Annotated in this window: 13 protein-coding genes; 10 read left to right on the top strand and 3 right to left on the bottom strand. The window is 69.9% G+C overall.

From position 1 onward, the window contains the following. Positions 1-60: 60 nt before the first annotated feature. Positions 61-1,398, bottom strand: a complete 1,338-nt coding sequence (locus IT306_21095) for an MFS transporter (GenBank protein MCC7370924.1) — start codon at positions 1,396-1,398, stop codon at positions 61-63. A gap of 423 nt (positions 1,399-1,821) precedes the next feature. Between IT306_21095 and IT306_21090 the strand changes: the two genes are divergently transcribed. The 7 genes from IT306_21090 to IT306_21060 all read left to right on the top strand — a co-directional run bounded on the left by IT306_21090 (position 1,822) and on the right by IT306_21060 (position 8,848). Continuing rightward, entirely contained in the window at positions 1,822-2,724 is a 903-nt protein-coding gene (locus tag IT306_21090) for a 1,4-dihydroxy-2-naphthoate polyprenyltransferase (protein ID MCC7370923.1), read from the top strand. Beyond that, entirely contained in the window at positions 2,721-3,485 is a 765-nt protein-coding gene (locus tag IT306_21085) for a ubiquinone/menaquinone biosynthesis methyltransferase (GenBank protein MCC7370922.1), read from the top strand. The genes IT306_21090 and IT306_21085 overlap by 4 nt, the downstream gene beginning before the upstream one ends. Before the next feature lie 186 nt (positions 3,486-3,671). Next, positions 3,672-4,004 carry a hypothetical protein gene (locus IT306_21080; protein ID MCC7370921.1) on the top strand — a complete coding sequence of 111 codons (333 nt, stop codon included), beginning with the start codon at positions 3,672-3,674 and terminating at the stop codon, positions 4,002-4,004. 577 nt (positions 4,005-4,581) lie between these two features. Continuing rightward, positions 4,582-5,556: a C39 family peptidase gene (locus tag IT306_21075; GenBank protein ID MCC7370920.1), complete on the top strand. Its 975-nt coding sequence runs from the start codon at positions 4,582-4,584 to the stop codon at positions 5,554-5,556. 23 nt (positions 5,557-5,579) lie between these two features. Beyond that, positions 5,580-7,424 (top strand): flagellar hook-length control protein FliK, encoded by a 1,845-nt coding sequence (locus IT306_21070; GenBank protein MCC7370919.1) that lies wholly within the window; start codon positions 5,580-5,582, stop codon positions 7,422-7,424. A 16-nt stretch (positions 7,425-7,440) separates the two neighbouring features. Continuing rightward, a complete protein-coding gene (locus IT306_21065) occupies positions 7,441-7,953 on the top strand; it encodes a flagellar biosynthesis protein FlgD (protein MCC7370918.1) in 513 nt (170 codons plus the stop codon). 115 nt (positions 7,954-8,068) lie between these two features. Continuing rightward, the gene (locus tag IT306_21060) at positions 8,069-8,848 is read left to right on the top strand and encodes a flagellar hook-basal body complex protein (GenBank protein ID MCC7370917.1); all 780 of its coding nucleotides are present in this window, start codon (positions 8,069-8,071) and stop codon (positions 8,846-8,848) included. 119 nt (positions 8,849-8,967) lie between these two features. Here IT306_21060 and IT306_21055 read toward each other — a convergent pair whose 3' ends face one another. Further along, positions 8,968-9,831 (bottom strand): EamA family transporter, encoded by an 864-nt coding sequence (locus tag IT306_21055; GenBank protein MCC7370916.1) that lies wholly within the window; start codon positions 9,829-9,831, stop codon positions 8,968-8,970. Between the two features lie 325 nt (positions 9,832-10,156). On the opposite strand from IT306_21055, the gene IT306_21050 reads away from it, so the two are divergent. Next, positions 10,157-11,089 (top strand): diguanylate cyclase, encoded by a 933-nt coding sequence (locus tag IT306_21050; protein ID MCC7370915.1) that lies wholly within the window; start codon positions 10,157-10,159, stop codon positions 11,087-11,089. 97 nt (positions 11,090-11,186) lie between these two features. Here IT306_21050 and IT306_21045 read toward each other — a convergent pair whose 3' ends face one another. After that, on the bottom strand, positions 11,187-12,164 hold the full coding sequence (locus tag IT306_21045; protein MCC7370914.1) for a nucleoside hydrolase: 978 nt from the start codon (positions 12,162-12,164) through the stop codon (positions 11,187-11,189). A gap of 395 nt (positions 12,165-12,559) precedes the next feature. On the opposite strand from IT306_21045, the gene IT306_21040 reads away from it, so the two are divergent. Further along, positions 12,560-13,951, top strand: a complete 1,392-nt coding sequence (locus IT306_21040) for a glycosyltransferase family 39 protein (protein MCC7370913.1) — start codon at positions 12,560-12,562, stop codon at positions 13,949-13,951. Between the two features lie 85 nt (positions 13,952-14,036). Further along, the gene (locus IT306_21035; protein MCC7370912.1) at positions 14,037-14,759 is read left to right on the top strand and encodes an aspartate/glutamate racemase family protein; all 723 of its coding nucleotides are present in this window, start codon (positions 14,037-14,039) and stop codon (positions 14,757-14,759) included. Positions 14,760-14,795 lie beyond the last annotated feature (36 nt).

Genomic DNA, 14,795 nt, shown 5'->3' with positions numbered 1-14,795 from the left:
ACGTCGCTGCGCGGGCCGACGTGGCCGACCGCCGCGCTCCCAGGGGGGCATATCCTCGCGCTATGCTGTCGCTGCCGCCGGCGCTCCTGCGCGCTGCCACGTCAGGGCGAACCACCCGGACACGGCCAGCAGCAACGCCGCCGTGCAGCCGTAGCTCGGGAACAACCCCAGCCACTCGGCCAGCAGGAACGCCAGCGGCGGCCCCAACGCCGACCCGATGTCGATCCAGTCGGCGTAGCCGCTCATCGCCTCGGCGCGGCGGTCCGGCGGCGCAAGGTCGCCAGCCGCTGCGTCGCTGGCAGCCGTCATCGCCGTGGACGTCAAGAACATCGCGAGCGTCGCCACGATCACCATCGTCCTGTCGCCCGCCAGCATCAGCCCGAAGACGGCGAGGGCTTCCAGCGCCAGCATGCAGGGGATCATCCGCCCGCGCCCGATGCGGTCCGAGAGGTGGCCGAACCACGGCGCGAGCAGCAGGTCCGATCCCCAGCGACAGGCTACCAGCAGGCCGCCGAGCGCCGCCGCGCCTTCCGTGGAGCCGGCGACCTCCGAGAGGGCCAGCGTCAGCGTCGCCAGCACGACGCCCTGCGAGGCGAACCCGTTCGCCAGCATGCCGCACTTGACGGCCACCATCCGAGGACTGCCGAGCCAGCGGTCGCGCCAGCCCAGGTGCGCGGGCGCGTGCGCGGAAGCAGGAGTGGCCGCCGGGTGCGCGGGTGACGTTGCGTGGAGGGGCGGCGATGCCTGGGACGGGGCCGAGTGGTAGGCCCGCTCCGGCACCAGCAGCGTCAGCAGAATCGCTGGCGTGGTGGCGATGCCCAGCAGGATGAACGTCGCGTGGTAGCCGATCACCTCGACCAGCAAGCTGCCGAGCAGCAGCGACGCCACCGACCCGATCCGCGACACCGACTGGTACACCCCGATCATCCGGCCACGGGTGGCGGCCGTCGAGGCTGCCAGCACCACCGTGAACGACCCGAGCCGCAAGATCGAGAAGCAGGTGCCCCAGATCATCCGGGCAGCCACGAACGGCACGAAGGCCGGCGTCAGCCCGTACATCGCCGTGCTGACTGCCGAGGCCACCGCCGCCGCGATCACCGGCCGCCGCCCGCCAACCCGCGTGAACAGCCGCCCGGCCAGCACGTTCGTCGCCAGCCGGACGATCCGGTTCGCGCCGAGGAGGATGCCGACCGCCCACAACGGCAGGCCCAGCTCGGCGGCGTGGGCCGGCAGCGCCACGTAGAGGAGCGAGTCGCCGAGCAACGCCAGCGACATCACCGCGCCCACCACCAGCACCAGCGGCGGCAGGGCGGCGTGCGGCCACGAGGGGCCGGACCAACGGAACCAGCGTGGCCCAGAAGAACGGCCAACCGCTGACCGTGCGCCAGGATCGGGCATAGACCGGGGCCTTCCCCGCGCGGAGCACTCCCACCGACACCATGACGGAACGCTGGCCCATGCAGTCGGGCTGGCTCGCCGGCAGGGTGCGCGTCGGGTATGCTCCCGCGCGCCCTCCTGGTTTTTCTCCCGTCAGGTGTACGCTGCCCGAAGCATCTGCATCATTCTGGGGGCAACGCTGGCGCCGCTCGGTCCAGACCCCGCAACAATTCGCACGGGCGGAACCCTAGACGCTGCTTCCGCTCTTCGACTGGCTCCATCATATCGCCAGCCGGTGGCCGGGACAACACCGATGCGCCGCGCGCAGGAGCAGGAACGAACCGCTATGGTCAACACGCCATGACTGTGGACAGCACGCCATGACTGTGGACAGCACGCCATGACGCGGCGCGCCCAGCGTCCCTCGGTGGGGTCGCGCCCATGATGCAGGCCGACCACCTCGCCAGCCGGCCCGGCCCGCTCCAGACCTGGGTGCTGGCCGCCCGCCCGCCAACGCTGCCAGCCGCCATCGTGCCGGTGCTGGTGGGGACCGCCGCCGCCTGGGCCGCCGGCCACTTCCGCTTCGGGCCGTTTCTCGGGGCGCTGGCAGCCTCGCTGCTGATCCAGGTCGGCACCAACTTCGCCAACGACTACTTCGACTTCCGCAAGGGCGCTGACACGGCCGAGCGGCTTGGCCCGGTCCGGATCACCCAGAGCGGTCTGGTCCCGCCGGAGACGGTCAAGCGCGCCACGATGCTGGTCTTCGGGCTGGCGGCGCTGATCGGAGTCTACCTGTCCATCGTCGGCGGCCTGCCGATCCTCGTCATCGGGCTGTGCTCCATCGCGGCGGGCATCCTCTACACCGGCGGCCCGTTCCCGCTGGCCTACAACGGCCTGGGAGACATCACCGTCTTCATCTTCTTCGGGCTGGTAGCCGTGCTGGGGACGTACTTCCTGCAGACCGGCGCGCTGACTTCGCTGGCCCTGCTCTACGCGCTGCCCGTCGCGGCGCTGGTGACGGCGATCCTCGTCGTCAACAACCTGCGAGACATCCCCACCGACCGCCGAACGGGCAAGTACACGCTGGCGGTGCGGATCGGCCCGGCTGGTGCGCGCGCGGAGTACCTGCTCCTGGTCGTCGGCGCGTACCTCGTGCCGGTCGTCGCGTGGGGTCTGCTCGGCGGCTCGCTCTGGCTGCTGCTGCCCTGGCTGACGGCACCGCTCGCCGTCATGCTGGCGCGCACGGTACTGACCCAGGAAGGCCGCCCGCTCAACGTTGCCCTGGCGGGGACGGGCCGCCTCCACTTGCTGTTCGGTCTGCTCTGGACCGTGGGAATCATCCTATGACTGTCGCGTCAAGCTCGCCGGCCCAGACCTCCCCGATCCTGCCGACCCCGAGCGGCCCCCGTCCGCCGGAGCACCGCGCCCGGGTGGCCGCCATGTTCGGGCGGATCGCCGAGCGGTACGACCTGATGAACACGCTGATGACCGGGGGGCAGGACGCCCTCTGGCGACGGCTGGCCGTGCGCCACGCTCGCCCGCCGCGCAACGGCCGGGCGCTGGATGTGGGCACGGGCACGGCCAAACTGGCGCTGGCGCTGGCCCGGGCCATGCCCGACGGGCGCGTGGTGGGGGTGGATGTGGCCGAACCGATGCTGCGGCAGGCGCTCCCCGCGGCCGGTCCGGACGAGGCGGCCACTCGCGTCAGCCTGGCCCTGGCCGACGCCCTGGCATTGCCCTTCGAGGACAACACGTTTGACTGCGCCACGACGGCGTTCATGATCCGCAACGTCTCGGACGTGCAGGCGGCGTTCCGGGAGCTTCGGCGGGTGGTCCGTCCGGGCGGCCGGGTGGTCTGCCTGGAGCTGACGCAGCCGCGAATGCGGTTGTGGGGACCACTGTTCTCGATCTATTTCGGGAAGGTGGTCCCGCTGATCGGCACGCTGGTGGCCGGTGATTCCGGCGCATATACGTATCTGCCAGAGTCAGTTGCTGCGTTTTTGCGACCGGAGGGTGTTGCCGCCGCGATGGCGCACGGGGGTCTCCGACAGATTCGCTGGCGGCGACTCGGTTTCGGGTCGGTAACATTGCATATTGGAACGGTGTAATACTGCAACATTGCGAGTGATATCGTTGATGGTCCGTTAGCAAAATGTTTGATTTTGTCTACCCGGCACAACGCTGTCGTGATGGTGTTGTGATACACTTGATGAAGTGATTGAGTCCCCCTTCTCTACCCGCGCCCTGCGCGCTGGCCCCCCGTGAAGGAGCCCGACATGTTCCGTGATGTGCGCATGTCTGAGCTGATCGAGGCGAACCCGACGCTTGAGCAGCAGTTGCGGGACTGGCAGACGGAGCGCCACCGCCGGGGGGAGAACGCCTTCGACTGGCAGGCGTTCAGGGCGATGGTCACGTACATGGGGTCGTGCGATCCCGGCAGCGAGCCGCCCTCCGAGTTCTTCTGGTTCACCCCGCCAGAGCACGCCACCGTCCTGGCCCTCGAGGCCGAGCCGAGCACCAATGTCATGACGGCGCGCCGCCCGTCCGGCCGGCTGGTTCAGCCGGGGCTCGACCGTGGCCCCGGCGGCTCCGGCGAGCGCCTCACCGAGGTCAAGTACTGGCGCTAGCCCCACGCAGCCCGTCCACGGAACAGTCTCAAGGCCGGCGGAGTCACGCTCCGCCGGCCTTGTGCGTGCATGGCGCCGGCAAGCCCGCGCTGCCGCGGATCGCCACGGGCGCGCTGGCCGCCGACGCTGGAGGTGAAGCAGGGGCTGCTGGCCCGGCGAGACGCCACGCCATTGACCGCCTCGCTCCCAGGGGGCCTTGCTTTCTATGGGCAAGTCGTGCGCTCTCACGCCGTGCTATCTCGTGCTGGCGCGTCGAACTTCGCCATCTGCTTGCATGGTGTCGCCTCGATGCGTGCAGAGGCGTATCCATGTGGCTGCCTTTCGGCGGTACTTCTGGGTGCCTGCGTCAGTCCTTTTGACCCATATCGCGCTGCCCGTCCCCTGCCGTTACCCATGCAACAGCAGTGTAGGTCGGGCAGCCGTCGATCTCGTTCGGGCTGCGGCGCGACCTCGCTGGCAAGGATGCTCGGACTGCTAGGGCTATCGAGGACCGCAATGACACCGACGCGGGCGCTGTGTCCCAGGTGGCGCGCGCAGCTCAGGTGTCCGCCCGCTCCGCCGAAGGGGACGCTCCATCATGACCCAGACCAATGCACCCACCATCCCACTCACGGCGAAGCCGGCCGCTGCGCCACAGAAGCCGCAGCCGTCGCGGACGCCGTATCGGCCGGTGCCCGGCACGAGCTTCACGGGTGCGTTGCAGGCAGCGGTCAACGAGGCCCGGACAACCCAGCTTGCGATGCTGGCGAACTCGGGCGTCGCCAATCCCTCGGCCGCCAGGATCGCAGCCCCGACTGCTGACGGTTCGAACGCTCCGCTGGTGGATGCGATGTCGCCACCGCCCGGCGTGGATGCCCGCCTCTGGGAGAGCCTGGTACGCGGCACGCCGCTGACGGGCCTGCCTGTCGCCGCCACCGCCGGCCAGCCGACACAGGTCGTCGCTATGTCCGCCACCCAGCCCGCCGAGCCGGCCGTCCAGGCGGTCACGCCCGCCATGCGAGCGGAGCAGGCCCAGGCGTTCCTGCGGTCCATCAAGGGCTCAGACCAGACGAAGGCCGACGAGTACGAGAACGCGGCGCAGGCGCGCGCCTGGGGCTACTCGACCTGTTCCGCCGCCTCGCTGACGGCGGTGCTGCGCGCGGCCGGCCAGGACGTGAAGATCGCCGACGTGATGCGCGAGATGCCCGGCGGCATGACCATCAAGCTCGGGCTGGTCTCGCGGCCCTCATTGGTGAACGCGGCCAACCACTTCGGTGCGAAGGCCACCGACGACGTGACCAGCTACGAGTCGCTGAAGGCGGCCACTGACAGCGGCCAGCCGGTCCTGGTGGACATCCGCAACGGCAAGTTCCCTGAAGGCCACTGGATCGTGGTGACGGGCGTGGACGAGAGCGGCATCCGCTGCGCCGACAGCTCCCGCTACGACCTGACCACGATCCCCAAGGGCGAGTTCATGCGCTCGTGGAGCAGCCGGGGCATCCGCCTCGAAGGCCTCACGCCAAAGCCCACCCAGACCATTTCGACCACGCCAAAGCCCTCGGTCCGGGGCTGATCAGGAAGGACGGACGAGTCACCATGCAGCTCTTCGACGCCACCACCCGGCTCGGCGCGCCGAGCGCCGCCGAGTCCTCGGTGGCCGATGCCCGTCCGGCCTACGATCCGGCCAACGCCGACGCGTTCCAGGCAGCGCTGAGCGCCGCCAACCAGAACGCACGCGGCGCCGCCGAGCGGTCGAGCGGCCGCGCCGGCACGAAGCACAGTGCCGGCAGCAGCACCGCACCCGCCGATGCACAGCCCGTCGCGGACGAGCTTGACCGCCCCGACGACGAGCAGATCAGCGCTGACGCCCTGGCCGCCCTGCTGCCGATGGTGGTCGCCCCCCAGCCGCCAGCCGCCCCGCGGACGCCCGGCATTCCTGCGACCGTCGCCCCTGCGCCGCTCGGCGCTGCCACCACCCAGGCAGCCAGCACGACCGCGTCAATCGCCGGCCCCAGCATGACTGACCAGGGAGTGGCAACCGGCGAGGCGTTCAGCGCAGCCTTGCAGGATGCAGACGGCGCGCAGCCGGCCACGGCGGCCAGCGCCGCGGCCGCGACAGCAGCAGCCGTGCCGACGCCGAACGCCTCGGCGTCTGTGCTCTCGCCGCGGTCTGGGCCGGTGACTGGCTCCGCACCGGCTTCGCAGGCTGCTGCCGAGGCGACAGACCAGACCATCACCGAGCCGACCACCCAGGCCGCCACGACGACCGTCGCAGCGCAGACGCCGCCGCAGACCGCCCCCGCCACTGGCGCAACAGCAGCTTCGACCACGGCCACTGCCGCGCCGCTCCCGCCGACCGGCGCGCCCACCGTCGATGCGCTGGCCCAGGCTGCCGTGGCGACGGCCCAGACGCTCACGCAGGGCGGCGGGCAGCCGGCTGCCACCGAGGAACTGCCAACTGCCCAGCCGAGCGCTGGGAACGCCGCTGCGTCCTCCGCGCGCAGCGCTCCCTCCACGGCTCCAACCGTCGCGCCCGCCGCATCGTCGCCCACCTGGGCCGATCTTGCAGCCAGCTTCGGCGCGCAGATCGTCTCGACCAGCACCGGAACCGCCGCCCGGCCAGCCAGTGCGAGCAGCCAGACCAGCGGACCGGCCATCCAGCTTGAGGCGGGGCAGGTGCTCGCTGCCGGAACGACCGCCCAGGCCGCCGGGGCGACGTCAGCCGCGCCCGTGACCTTGCCCGGCCAGGCCGTTGCCGCCGCTGGCGCCACGACAGCCACAGGGCAGGGCGTCTCCCTGGAGACCTCCGGGGCCGGCGAGGTCGGCGAAGCAACGTCGGCGACCGCCGCTCGCGCACAGGCCAGCGGCGATACCAATCCCGCCTTCAACCTCGCCGCGCTGACCAACCAGCAGGTTGGGCAGGCCGCCGCCGCGAGCGCCACGCCGGCCGACGCGCCGGTTGCGCCGCCCGTCGCCGCGCAGGTTGCGGACGGCGCGGTGCTGGCGGCCCGCACGACCGGTCAGAGCGTCCAGATGATCCTGCAGCCGGAAGGGCTGGGGACCGTCACCATCAAGGTGACCGCCGAGCGTGGCGGCATCGCCGTCCACCTCGCCGTTGACAACCCGCAGGGCCGCGAGCTGGTGCAGAACAGCTGGCCGCAGCTCCAGCACGCGCTCGAACAGCGCGGCCTGACCGTCCAGTCGCTTCAGCTCGACCTCTCGAACAGCGGGCGCGGCAACAGCGATCAGTTCCAGGCGTTCCAGCAGTTCGCCAACCAGCAGCAGGGCTTCGCGGGCCAGTCCGGCCAGTTCGGACAGCAGGCGCGCGGCGGATCATCCGCCGGCGACCGCCGCGCCACCGTCGCCGTCGACGGCACGGACGAGCCACTTCGACCATCCACCGGCGTTGGGACGGCCTCCCGCGTCGACTATCGGATCTAAAAGGGAGCGCATGACGATGGTGAGCGTCGCCTCGACGAGCAGTACGTCCAGCACGAGCAGCAGCAGCACGACCTCGAGCCTCGGCGAGGCAGCCGGGCTCGGCAAGGACGACTTCATGCAGCTGCTGATCGCCCAGCTAAAGAACCAGGATCCCATGAAGCCGATGGAGGACAAGGAGTTCATCACCCAGCTGGCGCAGTTCAGCTCGCTGGAAGCCACCGAGAAGCTCAACACCCAGCTGGACGAGCTGCTCGGCTCGCAGTCCCTCGTGCAGGCCGCGACGCTGATCGGGAAGCAGGCGACCGCCAAGCTGGAGAGCGGCGAGACCGTCACCGGCGTCATCAGCGAGGTCCGCATGATCAGCGGCCAGCCCACGGCGATCATCAACGGCCAGGAGGTCGATACCTCGCTCATCACGGTCCTGACCGGCAGCTCGACGACCACGACAAGCGCCGCAACGACCACCGGCGCGGCCACCCGCGCCGCCGCGACGACGACCACCACGACTCCGACAGTTACGGCCCGCTGAGGCCACCCTCGAAGGCAGTCTCGGCCTCGCGAGTCATCCGCACGGGCGCACCAGCGCCTCGCTCCAGCATCACGGGCACACGCCCGGTGCACAAGACGAAGGAGAACCCCTCGCCATGATGCGTTCACTCTTCTCCGCCATCTCGGGCCTCAAGGGCCATCAGACGATGATGGACGTCGTTGGGAACAACATCGCGAACGTCAACACGACGGCCTTCAAGAGTGGCCGCGTCACCTTCCAGGACATCATCAGCCAGACGCTCCGTGGTGCACAGGCTCCCAGCGCGACCCAGGGCGGCTTGAACCCGATGCAGGTCGGCCTCGGCATGCAGACGGGCTCCCTGGACATGATCAACACCCAGGGAAATCTCCAGAGCACCGGCAAGACGACGGACCTCGCGGTCCAGGGCGACGGCTTCTTCCAGATCACGGACGGCACCAACACCTTCTACACCCGTGATGGAAACTTCACCGTGGACAGCGCCGGCCAGTTCATCCACGCTTCGACGGGCCTGCGCCTGACGCCGGCCGTCACCATCCCGGCGGGCGCGACGAACGTCAACATCGCGCAGAACGGTCAGGTGACCTGGACCGTCGGCGCGACGGTCACCACAGGCCCGATCATCACCATGGCGAACTTTGCCAACCCGACTGGCCTGACCCGCATGGGGAACAACATGTTCCAGGTCAGCAACAACTCAGGCCCGGCAGTGGTCGGCAACCCGGGCACCAGCGGCCTCGGGACCATCCAGTCTGGCTTCCTCGAGATGTCGAACGTGGACCTCGCGGCCCAGTTCACCAACATGATCATCGCGCAGCGCGGCTTCCAGGCGAACTCGCGCGTGATCACGGCGTCCGACGAGATCCTGCAGGACCTGGTGAACATCAAGCGCTAAGGGTAAGTCGTCAGTAACCAGTCGTCAGTCTTCCGCAGGCTGACAGAGACCTCACCCCCAGCCCCCTCTCCGACGCGGAGAGGGGGTTGTGTATGCCTCTGAGAACTGACGACTGACAACTACCCCACCAGCAGCATCAGCCCGGCGGCGATGGCCGCCGACCCGAGCAGCCGCTGCGGCCCGTACCCCTCGCGCAGCACCACCGCCCCGAGGATCGCCGCCAGCACCACCGAGATCTCGCGGGCGGCGGCTACGTAGCTGACCGGCGCGAGCGTCAGCGCCAGGAGCACCAGACCGTAGCTGCCCGGGGCCAGCACGCCCACCAGCACGATGCTGCCTCGCCGCTTCCGCCACTCCAGCTCCACCGCCCGCCACCGCGGACGGATCAGCGGGATCAGCGCGACCGTCAACCCGGCGAACAGCAGGTAGCCGTAGAGCAGCGGTGGCGCGAGGGTCACGCCGTACTTGTCCAACGACGAGTAGGATGCGATCACCACCCCGGTCAGCAGGGCGTAGCGCGTCCCCAACTGCCCGAAGACGTGGGCCACGCCGCCCAGGCTCGGCCAGCCGAGCCGCCGAGTGTGGATCACGACCGTGCCCACGACCACCAGCCCGATGCCGCCGGCTGCCAGCCAGGAGAGCCGCTCGCCCAGGAAGACGGCGGCCAGCAGCGGCACGATGACCGGCGCAGTGCCCCGGGCGATCGGATACACCAGCGACAGGTCGCCGTAGCGGTACGCCTGCGCCAGCGTCCAGTAGTACAGCGCCTCCAGCAGCGCGCTCACCGCCACGACGCCCCAGGCGGCCGGTGGCAGCGGCGTCGTCAGCAGCAGCCAGCCACCGAGCGGCAGGAAGAGAACCGTCGTCGCCAGCGTGCCGCACCAGAGGAACGCCAGCTTCTCCTCGGCGCGCCGCGCGAGCAAGTTCCAGCTGGCGTGTGCGACCGCCGCCAGCAGCACCAGACCCAGGGCCGCGCTACTCATACGCGGCCTCCCGCGCAGCCGGCAGCGCTGGCCCCAGGTTGCCAGGCTGCCAATGTTGGCAGGGTCGCGTCTGGGCGCACACCGTTCTCACGAACACACAGGGTATCAATCCGCCGCGCTGTGGGCGATCTCGCCAACAGATTTGCAGAACTCGCCCTCAGACCCGACCCCAATCGTGCCATCTTCACGTTGTGTGTCACGAGTAGGAAGACATCCGGCACACCCCGTGTGGTGCGCCACAGGTGTGTGCGGCTTCGGAGCGGCCCAGGCGTCTCAAGCTGGATGCGGGTCGCGGAGCCAGAGGAACCTGGGAGGGGCCGTGCGGGTGCTAGTGGCCGATGACAGCGCGCTGTTGCGGGAGCGTCTCCGCGAGGCGCTGCTCACGATGGGGCATCAGTGCCTTGTCGCTGCGGACGGCGACGAGGCCTTGCGGCAGGTCCAACAGGCTGGCGTTGACGTGCTGATCGCCGGGCTTCGTCCGGACGGCCTGAACGGTCTCGACCTGAGCCGTCACGTCCGCGAGCATTCGGACACGCCGTACACCTACGTCATGCTGATGGCCGAGGGGCCGGTGGGGCTGGACGCCCTGGCCGGCGGCGCTGATGACTACCTTGCCGATCCGCTCAGCGGTCAGGAGCTGCGGGCACGCATGCTCGCCGCCGAGCGCGTGGTCGCGCTGCACCAGAAGCTGGATGCGCAGGGCAGGGAGCTGGAGCAGGCCAATCGGCAGCTCTTCTCGCTGACCCGCACCGATGCACTGACCGGCCTGGGCAATCGCCTGCAGATGACGGAAGTCCTGGCGACGCTCCACGCCCGCGCCGAGCGCTACGATCATTCGTACGCCATCGCCCTCTGCGACCTCGACCGCTTCAAGGCGTTCAACGATCTGCGCGGACATGAGGCCGGCGACGAGATGCTGAAGCGCGTGGCCGAGATCCTGACCCAGACCACCCGCAACACGGACAGCGTCTACCGCTACGGCGGCGAGGAGCTGTTGATCGCGCTGCCAGAGCAGACGCTGGCCTCGGCCGAGCTGGCCGGCGAGCGGCTGCGGCGGGCGGTTGCCGGCGCGGCCCTGGATCACCCGGCCAACCGCCCACACGGCCTGGTGACGGTCAGCGTCGGGATCGCGGCGTTCGACCAGTCCACCGGCAACACCTACGAGGCGCTGATCGCCGAGGCCGAGGGCGCCCTCTACGACGCGAAGGCGGCCGGCCGGAACCGCGTGGCCATCGCCCGGTCGCCCGTCAGCGCCTGACGAGGCCACAGGGAAAGGTCTCAGGGAAGAGGGGACAGGTGACAGGGGTACGTTTCAGCCCTCTGTAACCTGTCCCTCGTAACCTATCCCCTGTCCCCTATGGCCTGTACCCTGACGACAGGCGCTCGGTAAACAGCTCCACCAGCCCGGCCGAGTCGATCCCCAACAGCACGTCCGTGTTGGCCGGCAGCCCGAGCTGCCCGCGCCAATCTACCACCGTCATGCCGGTGGTGTAGGTGCCGGTCGTCTCGATGACCACTGGGTAGCGCTCGACGTGGTACAGCTCCGGGGCCACGACGTAGCCGACCGTCGGCAGGTCGTTGAAGCGCGCGCCGCCCTCGTCCCCGAAGCTTCGCATGTAGGAGGCGATGTTCGCCTTCGCAACGGCGCTGAGCATCCGTGCGGCCGGCGTGTTGGCGGCGGCGATGCGCGCGAGGTGGGCCGGGCTGATGATCGTCGGGCGGGCCACGTCCAGCCCGGCCTGCACCAGCGGTGCGCCGGAGTTGTAGACCAGGGCGGCGGCGTCCGGATCGTTCAGCATGTTGGCGCTCGCCACCGCCGAGACGTTGCCCGGCACGCGCACCGCGCCGCCCATCAGCACGATCTGCTTGACGCTCGTCGCGAGCCTCGGCTCCAGGCGCAGCGCCAGCGCCACGTTCGTGAGCGGCCCGAGCGCGATCAGCGTCATGTCGCCGGGCGAGGCCATGATGTGCTGGACGATCTTCTCGGCGGCGATGCCCTGTTGCACCTGCCCCGATGGTGGGAACTGTCCTGACAGCCCGCCCAGCCCGTCCTCACTGTGAATGTGCGGGGCGTAGCGCGGCTCGCGGAGCAGCGGGCGGTCCGCGCCCTGGTAGACGGGGATATCCGTCCGTCCGGCCACGGTCAGGATCGAGAGCAGGTTGCGCGTCACATGCTCGATGGCCGTGTTCCCGAAGACGGTGGTGAACAGCTCCACCGTCACCAGCTCGGGGCAGGCCAGCGTGAAGAGGATCGCGGCGGTATCGTCCAGGCCAGGATCGGTGTCGATGATGACGCGCGTCGGGCGGTCATTGGCGGCGGCGGCAGCGGACACGGCAGGCACTCCTCGTCGAGCTACCGCGAGATCATGCCCGAGCGCCCGCCCCGCCGCCAGCGCTCGCCCTGCCCAGGCCTGCCTACGTCAGGGCGATTGCATGTTCGCTGGTGTACCCGAAGCATCATGGAACGGGCGGTCGGGGACTGACGTCCCCGCCTACAGTCATGCCGTCGCTGCGCGACGGCCGTTGGGAACGGCCGGCACTGGTGCGACTGGCGCGTCGCGCAGCGACTGCAGGATGGTAGGCGGGGCTTTCAAGCCCCGACGCGGCGGCACGACGACATCAACATGCAATCGCCCTGCGAACGCCGCTCGACCGCTTGACGATCGGGTTGCGAACCGCCTATGGTCCGCCGGGAAACCGTTACCGGGCGAGAGCAGTCATGACACGAATGGCGCATCGAACACGCTGGGCGCTGGAGATCCTGCTGCCGGTCTGCCTGTTCGTGGCCTCGCTCAGCGTCTTCTGGGGCGCGAAGGCGAAGATCGATTCCGACGAAGGCAACTGGATCGGGACGACCCGCTACTTCGTGGCGTTCTTCGTGGACCGGGACTTCTCCCAGACCACCTGGGCAGACGGCTACTGGACCCGCACCCAGCCGATGGTCTTCCGCTACGTCATCGGCAGCTGGCTCTGGTGGCGCGGGCACGATCTGGAGCCGCTCAACCCCCACTACGACTTCACGCGGGGCATCCAGGCGAACCGCCGCCTGGGCCTCGCGCCGCCCGACGCCGTGCTGGACGACGCCCGGATGGTCACGCGGACGATGTCCGCCCTGGCCGTGACGATGCTCTACCTGGTGGTGCGGCTGCTGGGCGGCCCGGTCGGCGGCGTTCTCGGCGGGCTGGTGGCCGCGACCATGGCGACGGGCAGCCCGTACCTGCAAGAGCACCTGATCCGCGCCAAGGCCGAGTCAACCCTGGTAGTTTTCCTGTTCTCAGCCATGTTCTGCGCCATCCTCAGCCTGCGCCGCTCTGCGCCGCACTGGCCGAACGTCTGGTGGGGCATCCTGACCGGGCTGTTCGTGGGGCTGGCGTTCGGCGTGAAGCTGACGACGGTCCTGGTGATGGTGGCCATCGCGCTGTGGGGCGCGGCGGCCTGCCTGGACGACCGCTTCGGGCCGTGGACCCGCCGTCTGCCGTCCTGGGTTGGCCGGCGGATCGGCGGCGTTGGCCCCCAGAACCCAGAGCCTGGAACCCAGAACCGGCAGGGCCTGCCCTGGATCTGGCCGACCGCCGTCCTGGTCACGACGATGGCGGTGTTCCTGGCGAGCAACCCGTTCACCTGGGCCAACCCGGTGCAGCGGACGTGGCTGCTGTTCGAGAACCGGCGGATCGAGATGGCGCAGCAGCAGATCGACGTGCCCTCGCGGGCCGTCTACGCCGTCTCGGACCGGGCGTGGCTGGTGTGGGACCGCAGCGTCTGGAACGACGCCTTCGGTCCTTCGCGCTTCGGGAAGCCGTTCGAGGCGGTGTTGACGGTCATCGGGACGGTCTGGCTGGCCGTGCTGGCGTTCCGCTCCGCCCGGAACGGCGTCGGGCCGCAGAGCGTGGAGCTGCTGGTGTTTCTGTGGCTGGCGATCCTCTGGCTGGGCGTGTCGCTCGGCCTCGGGTTCCTGCTCCAGCACTATTTCGTGCCCACGGCGGTGGTCGCGATCTTCCTGTCGGGGCTGGCCGTCGGCTGGTCGGTGCAACTGGCCTGGGGCATGGGGCGGCATCTGCTGGCTGGCGCAGCGCGCTCGCGGCTGCCGACGCCGACCCTCGGCAAGCACGCCAGCGCGTAGCTCCGCATGCGAGTGCGTAGGGCCGCGTACCAGCGTGCCGGCGGGCGTGCGGCGGCCTGACTTCTGACCTTTCGGAGGCTCACTCATGGCGATCCTGCGCGGCGGGCGCACCGTCTACGGCCAGGCGCTCGGCATCCTCATGCTCGACACGCGCTTTCCGCGCCCGCCGGGGGATGTCGGCAACGCGCTCACCTGGCCCTTCCCGACCCAGTATCGCATCGTGAAAGGGGCGCACCAGAGCCGCATCATGGGCTCGGAGCCTGACCCGACACTGCTGACGCCGTTCCTGGAGGCCGCCCGCGACCTGGAGGCGCACGGCGTCGGCACGATCACCACGAGCTGTGGCTTCCTGGCGGCGTTCCACCAGGAGCTGGCGGCGGCCGTCTCGGTGCCGGTCCTCACGTCGTCGCTGCTCCAGGTGCCGCTCGTCTCGCGCCTGCTGCGGCCGGATCAGAAAGTCGGCGTGCTCACCGAGCGCCCCCACCTGACCGAGCGCCACTTCAAGGGCGTCGGCTGGTCCCCGGAGACCACCCCGGTCGTGGTTGCATCGCTGCCGCCAGACGCCGTCTTCCCGACGGTCTTCATCGACAACGGGCTGGAGTCGGACACGGCCATCCTGGAACGGGAGATGGTCACGCTGGCCGAGCGCGTGGCGCGGGAGCACCCGGAGGTCGGCGCGTTCGTGCTGGAGTGCACGAACTTCGTGCCGTACAGCCAGGCGATGCGCCGCGCGACGGGCCTGCCGGTCTACGACCTGTACACGCTGGTCATGCAGACCTACCTGGCGACGGCCGGCCGGGACTTCTGAGTCGCCTTCGGCGCGGACTTCGGCAGCAACGTCTCC

This window comes from Chloroflexota bacterium (assembly GCA_020850535.1).
In the GTDB taxonomy this organism is placed as follows: domain Bacteria; phylum Chloroflexota; class UBA6077; order UBA6077; family JACCZL01; genus JADZEM01.
The sequence above is the reverse complement of the archived record's forward strand: the minus strand, read 5'-3'. Positions and strand labels throughout refer to the sequence as shown.

What these genes read in the sequence shown, in the direction of transcription:
- IT306_21075 (MCC7370920.1), top strand. Translation starts at nt 4,582, where the DNA reads ATGACCCAGACCAATGCACCCACCATCCCACTCACGGCGAAGCCGGCC.
- IT306_21070 (MCC7370919.1), top strand. Translation starts at nt 5,580, where the DNA reads ATGCAGCTCTTCGACGCCACCACCCGGCTCGGCGCGCCGAGCGCCGCC.
- IT306_21095 (MCC7370924.1), bottom strand. Translation starts at nt 1,398, where the DNA reads ATGCCCGATCCTGGCGCACGGTCAGCGGTTGGCCGTTCTTCTGGGCCA.
- IT306_21060 (MCC7370917.1), top strand. Translation starts at nt 8,069, where the DNA reads ATGATGCGTTCACTCTTCTCCGCCATCTCGGGCCTCAAGGGCCATCAG.
- IT306_21035 (MCC7370912.1), top strand. Translation starts at nt 14,037, where the DNA reads ATGGCGATCCTGCGCGGCGGGCGCACCGTCTACGGCCAGGCGCTCGGC.
- IT306_21065 (MCC7370918.1), top strand. Translation starts at nt 7,441, where the DNA reads ATGGTGAGCGTCGCCTCGACGAGCAGTACGTCCAGCACGAGCAGCAGC.
- IT306_21040 (MCC7370913.1), top strand. Translation starts at nt 12,560, where the DNA reads ATGGCGCATCGAACACGCTGGGCGCTGGAGATCCTGCTGCCGGTCTGC.
- IT306_21080 (MCC7370921.1), top strand. Translation starts at nt 3,672, where the DNA reads ATGTCTGAGCTGATCGAGGCGAACCCGACGCTTGAGCAGCAGTTGCGG.
- IT306_21090 (MCC7370923.1), top strand. Translation starts at nt 1,822, where the DNA reads ATGCAGGCCGACCACCTCGCCAGCCGGCCCGGCCCGCTCCAGACCTGG.
- IT306_21055 (MCC7370916.1), bottom strand. Translation starts at nt 9,831, where the DNA reads ATGAGTAGCGCGGCCCTGGGTCTGGTGCTGCTGGCGGCGGTCGCACAC.
- IT306_21085 (MCC7370922.1), top strand. Translation starts at nt 2,721, where the DNA reads ATGACTGTCGCGTCAAGCTCGCCGGCCCAGACCTCCCCGATCCTGCCG.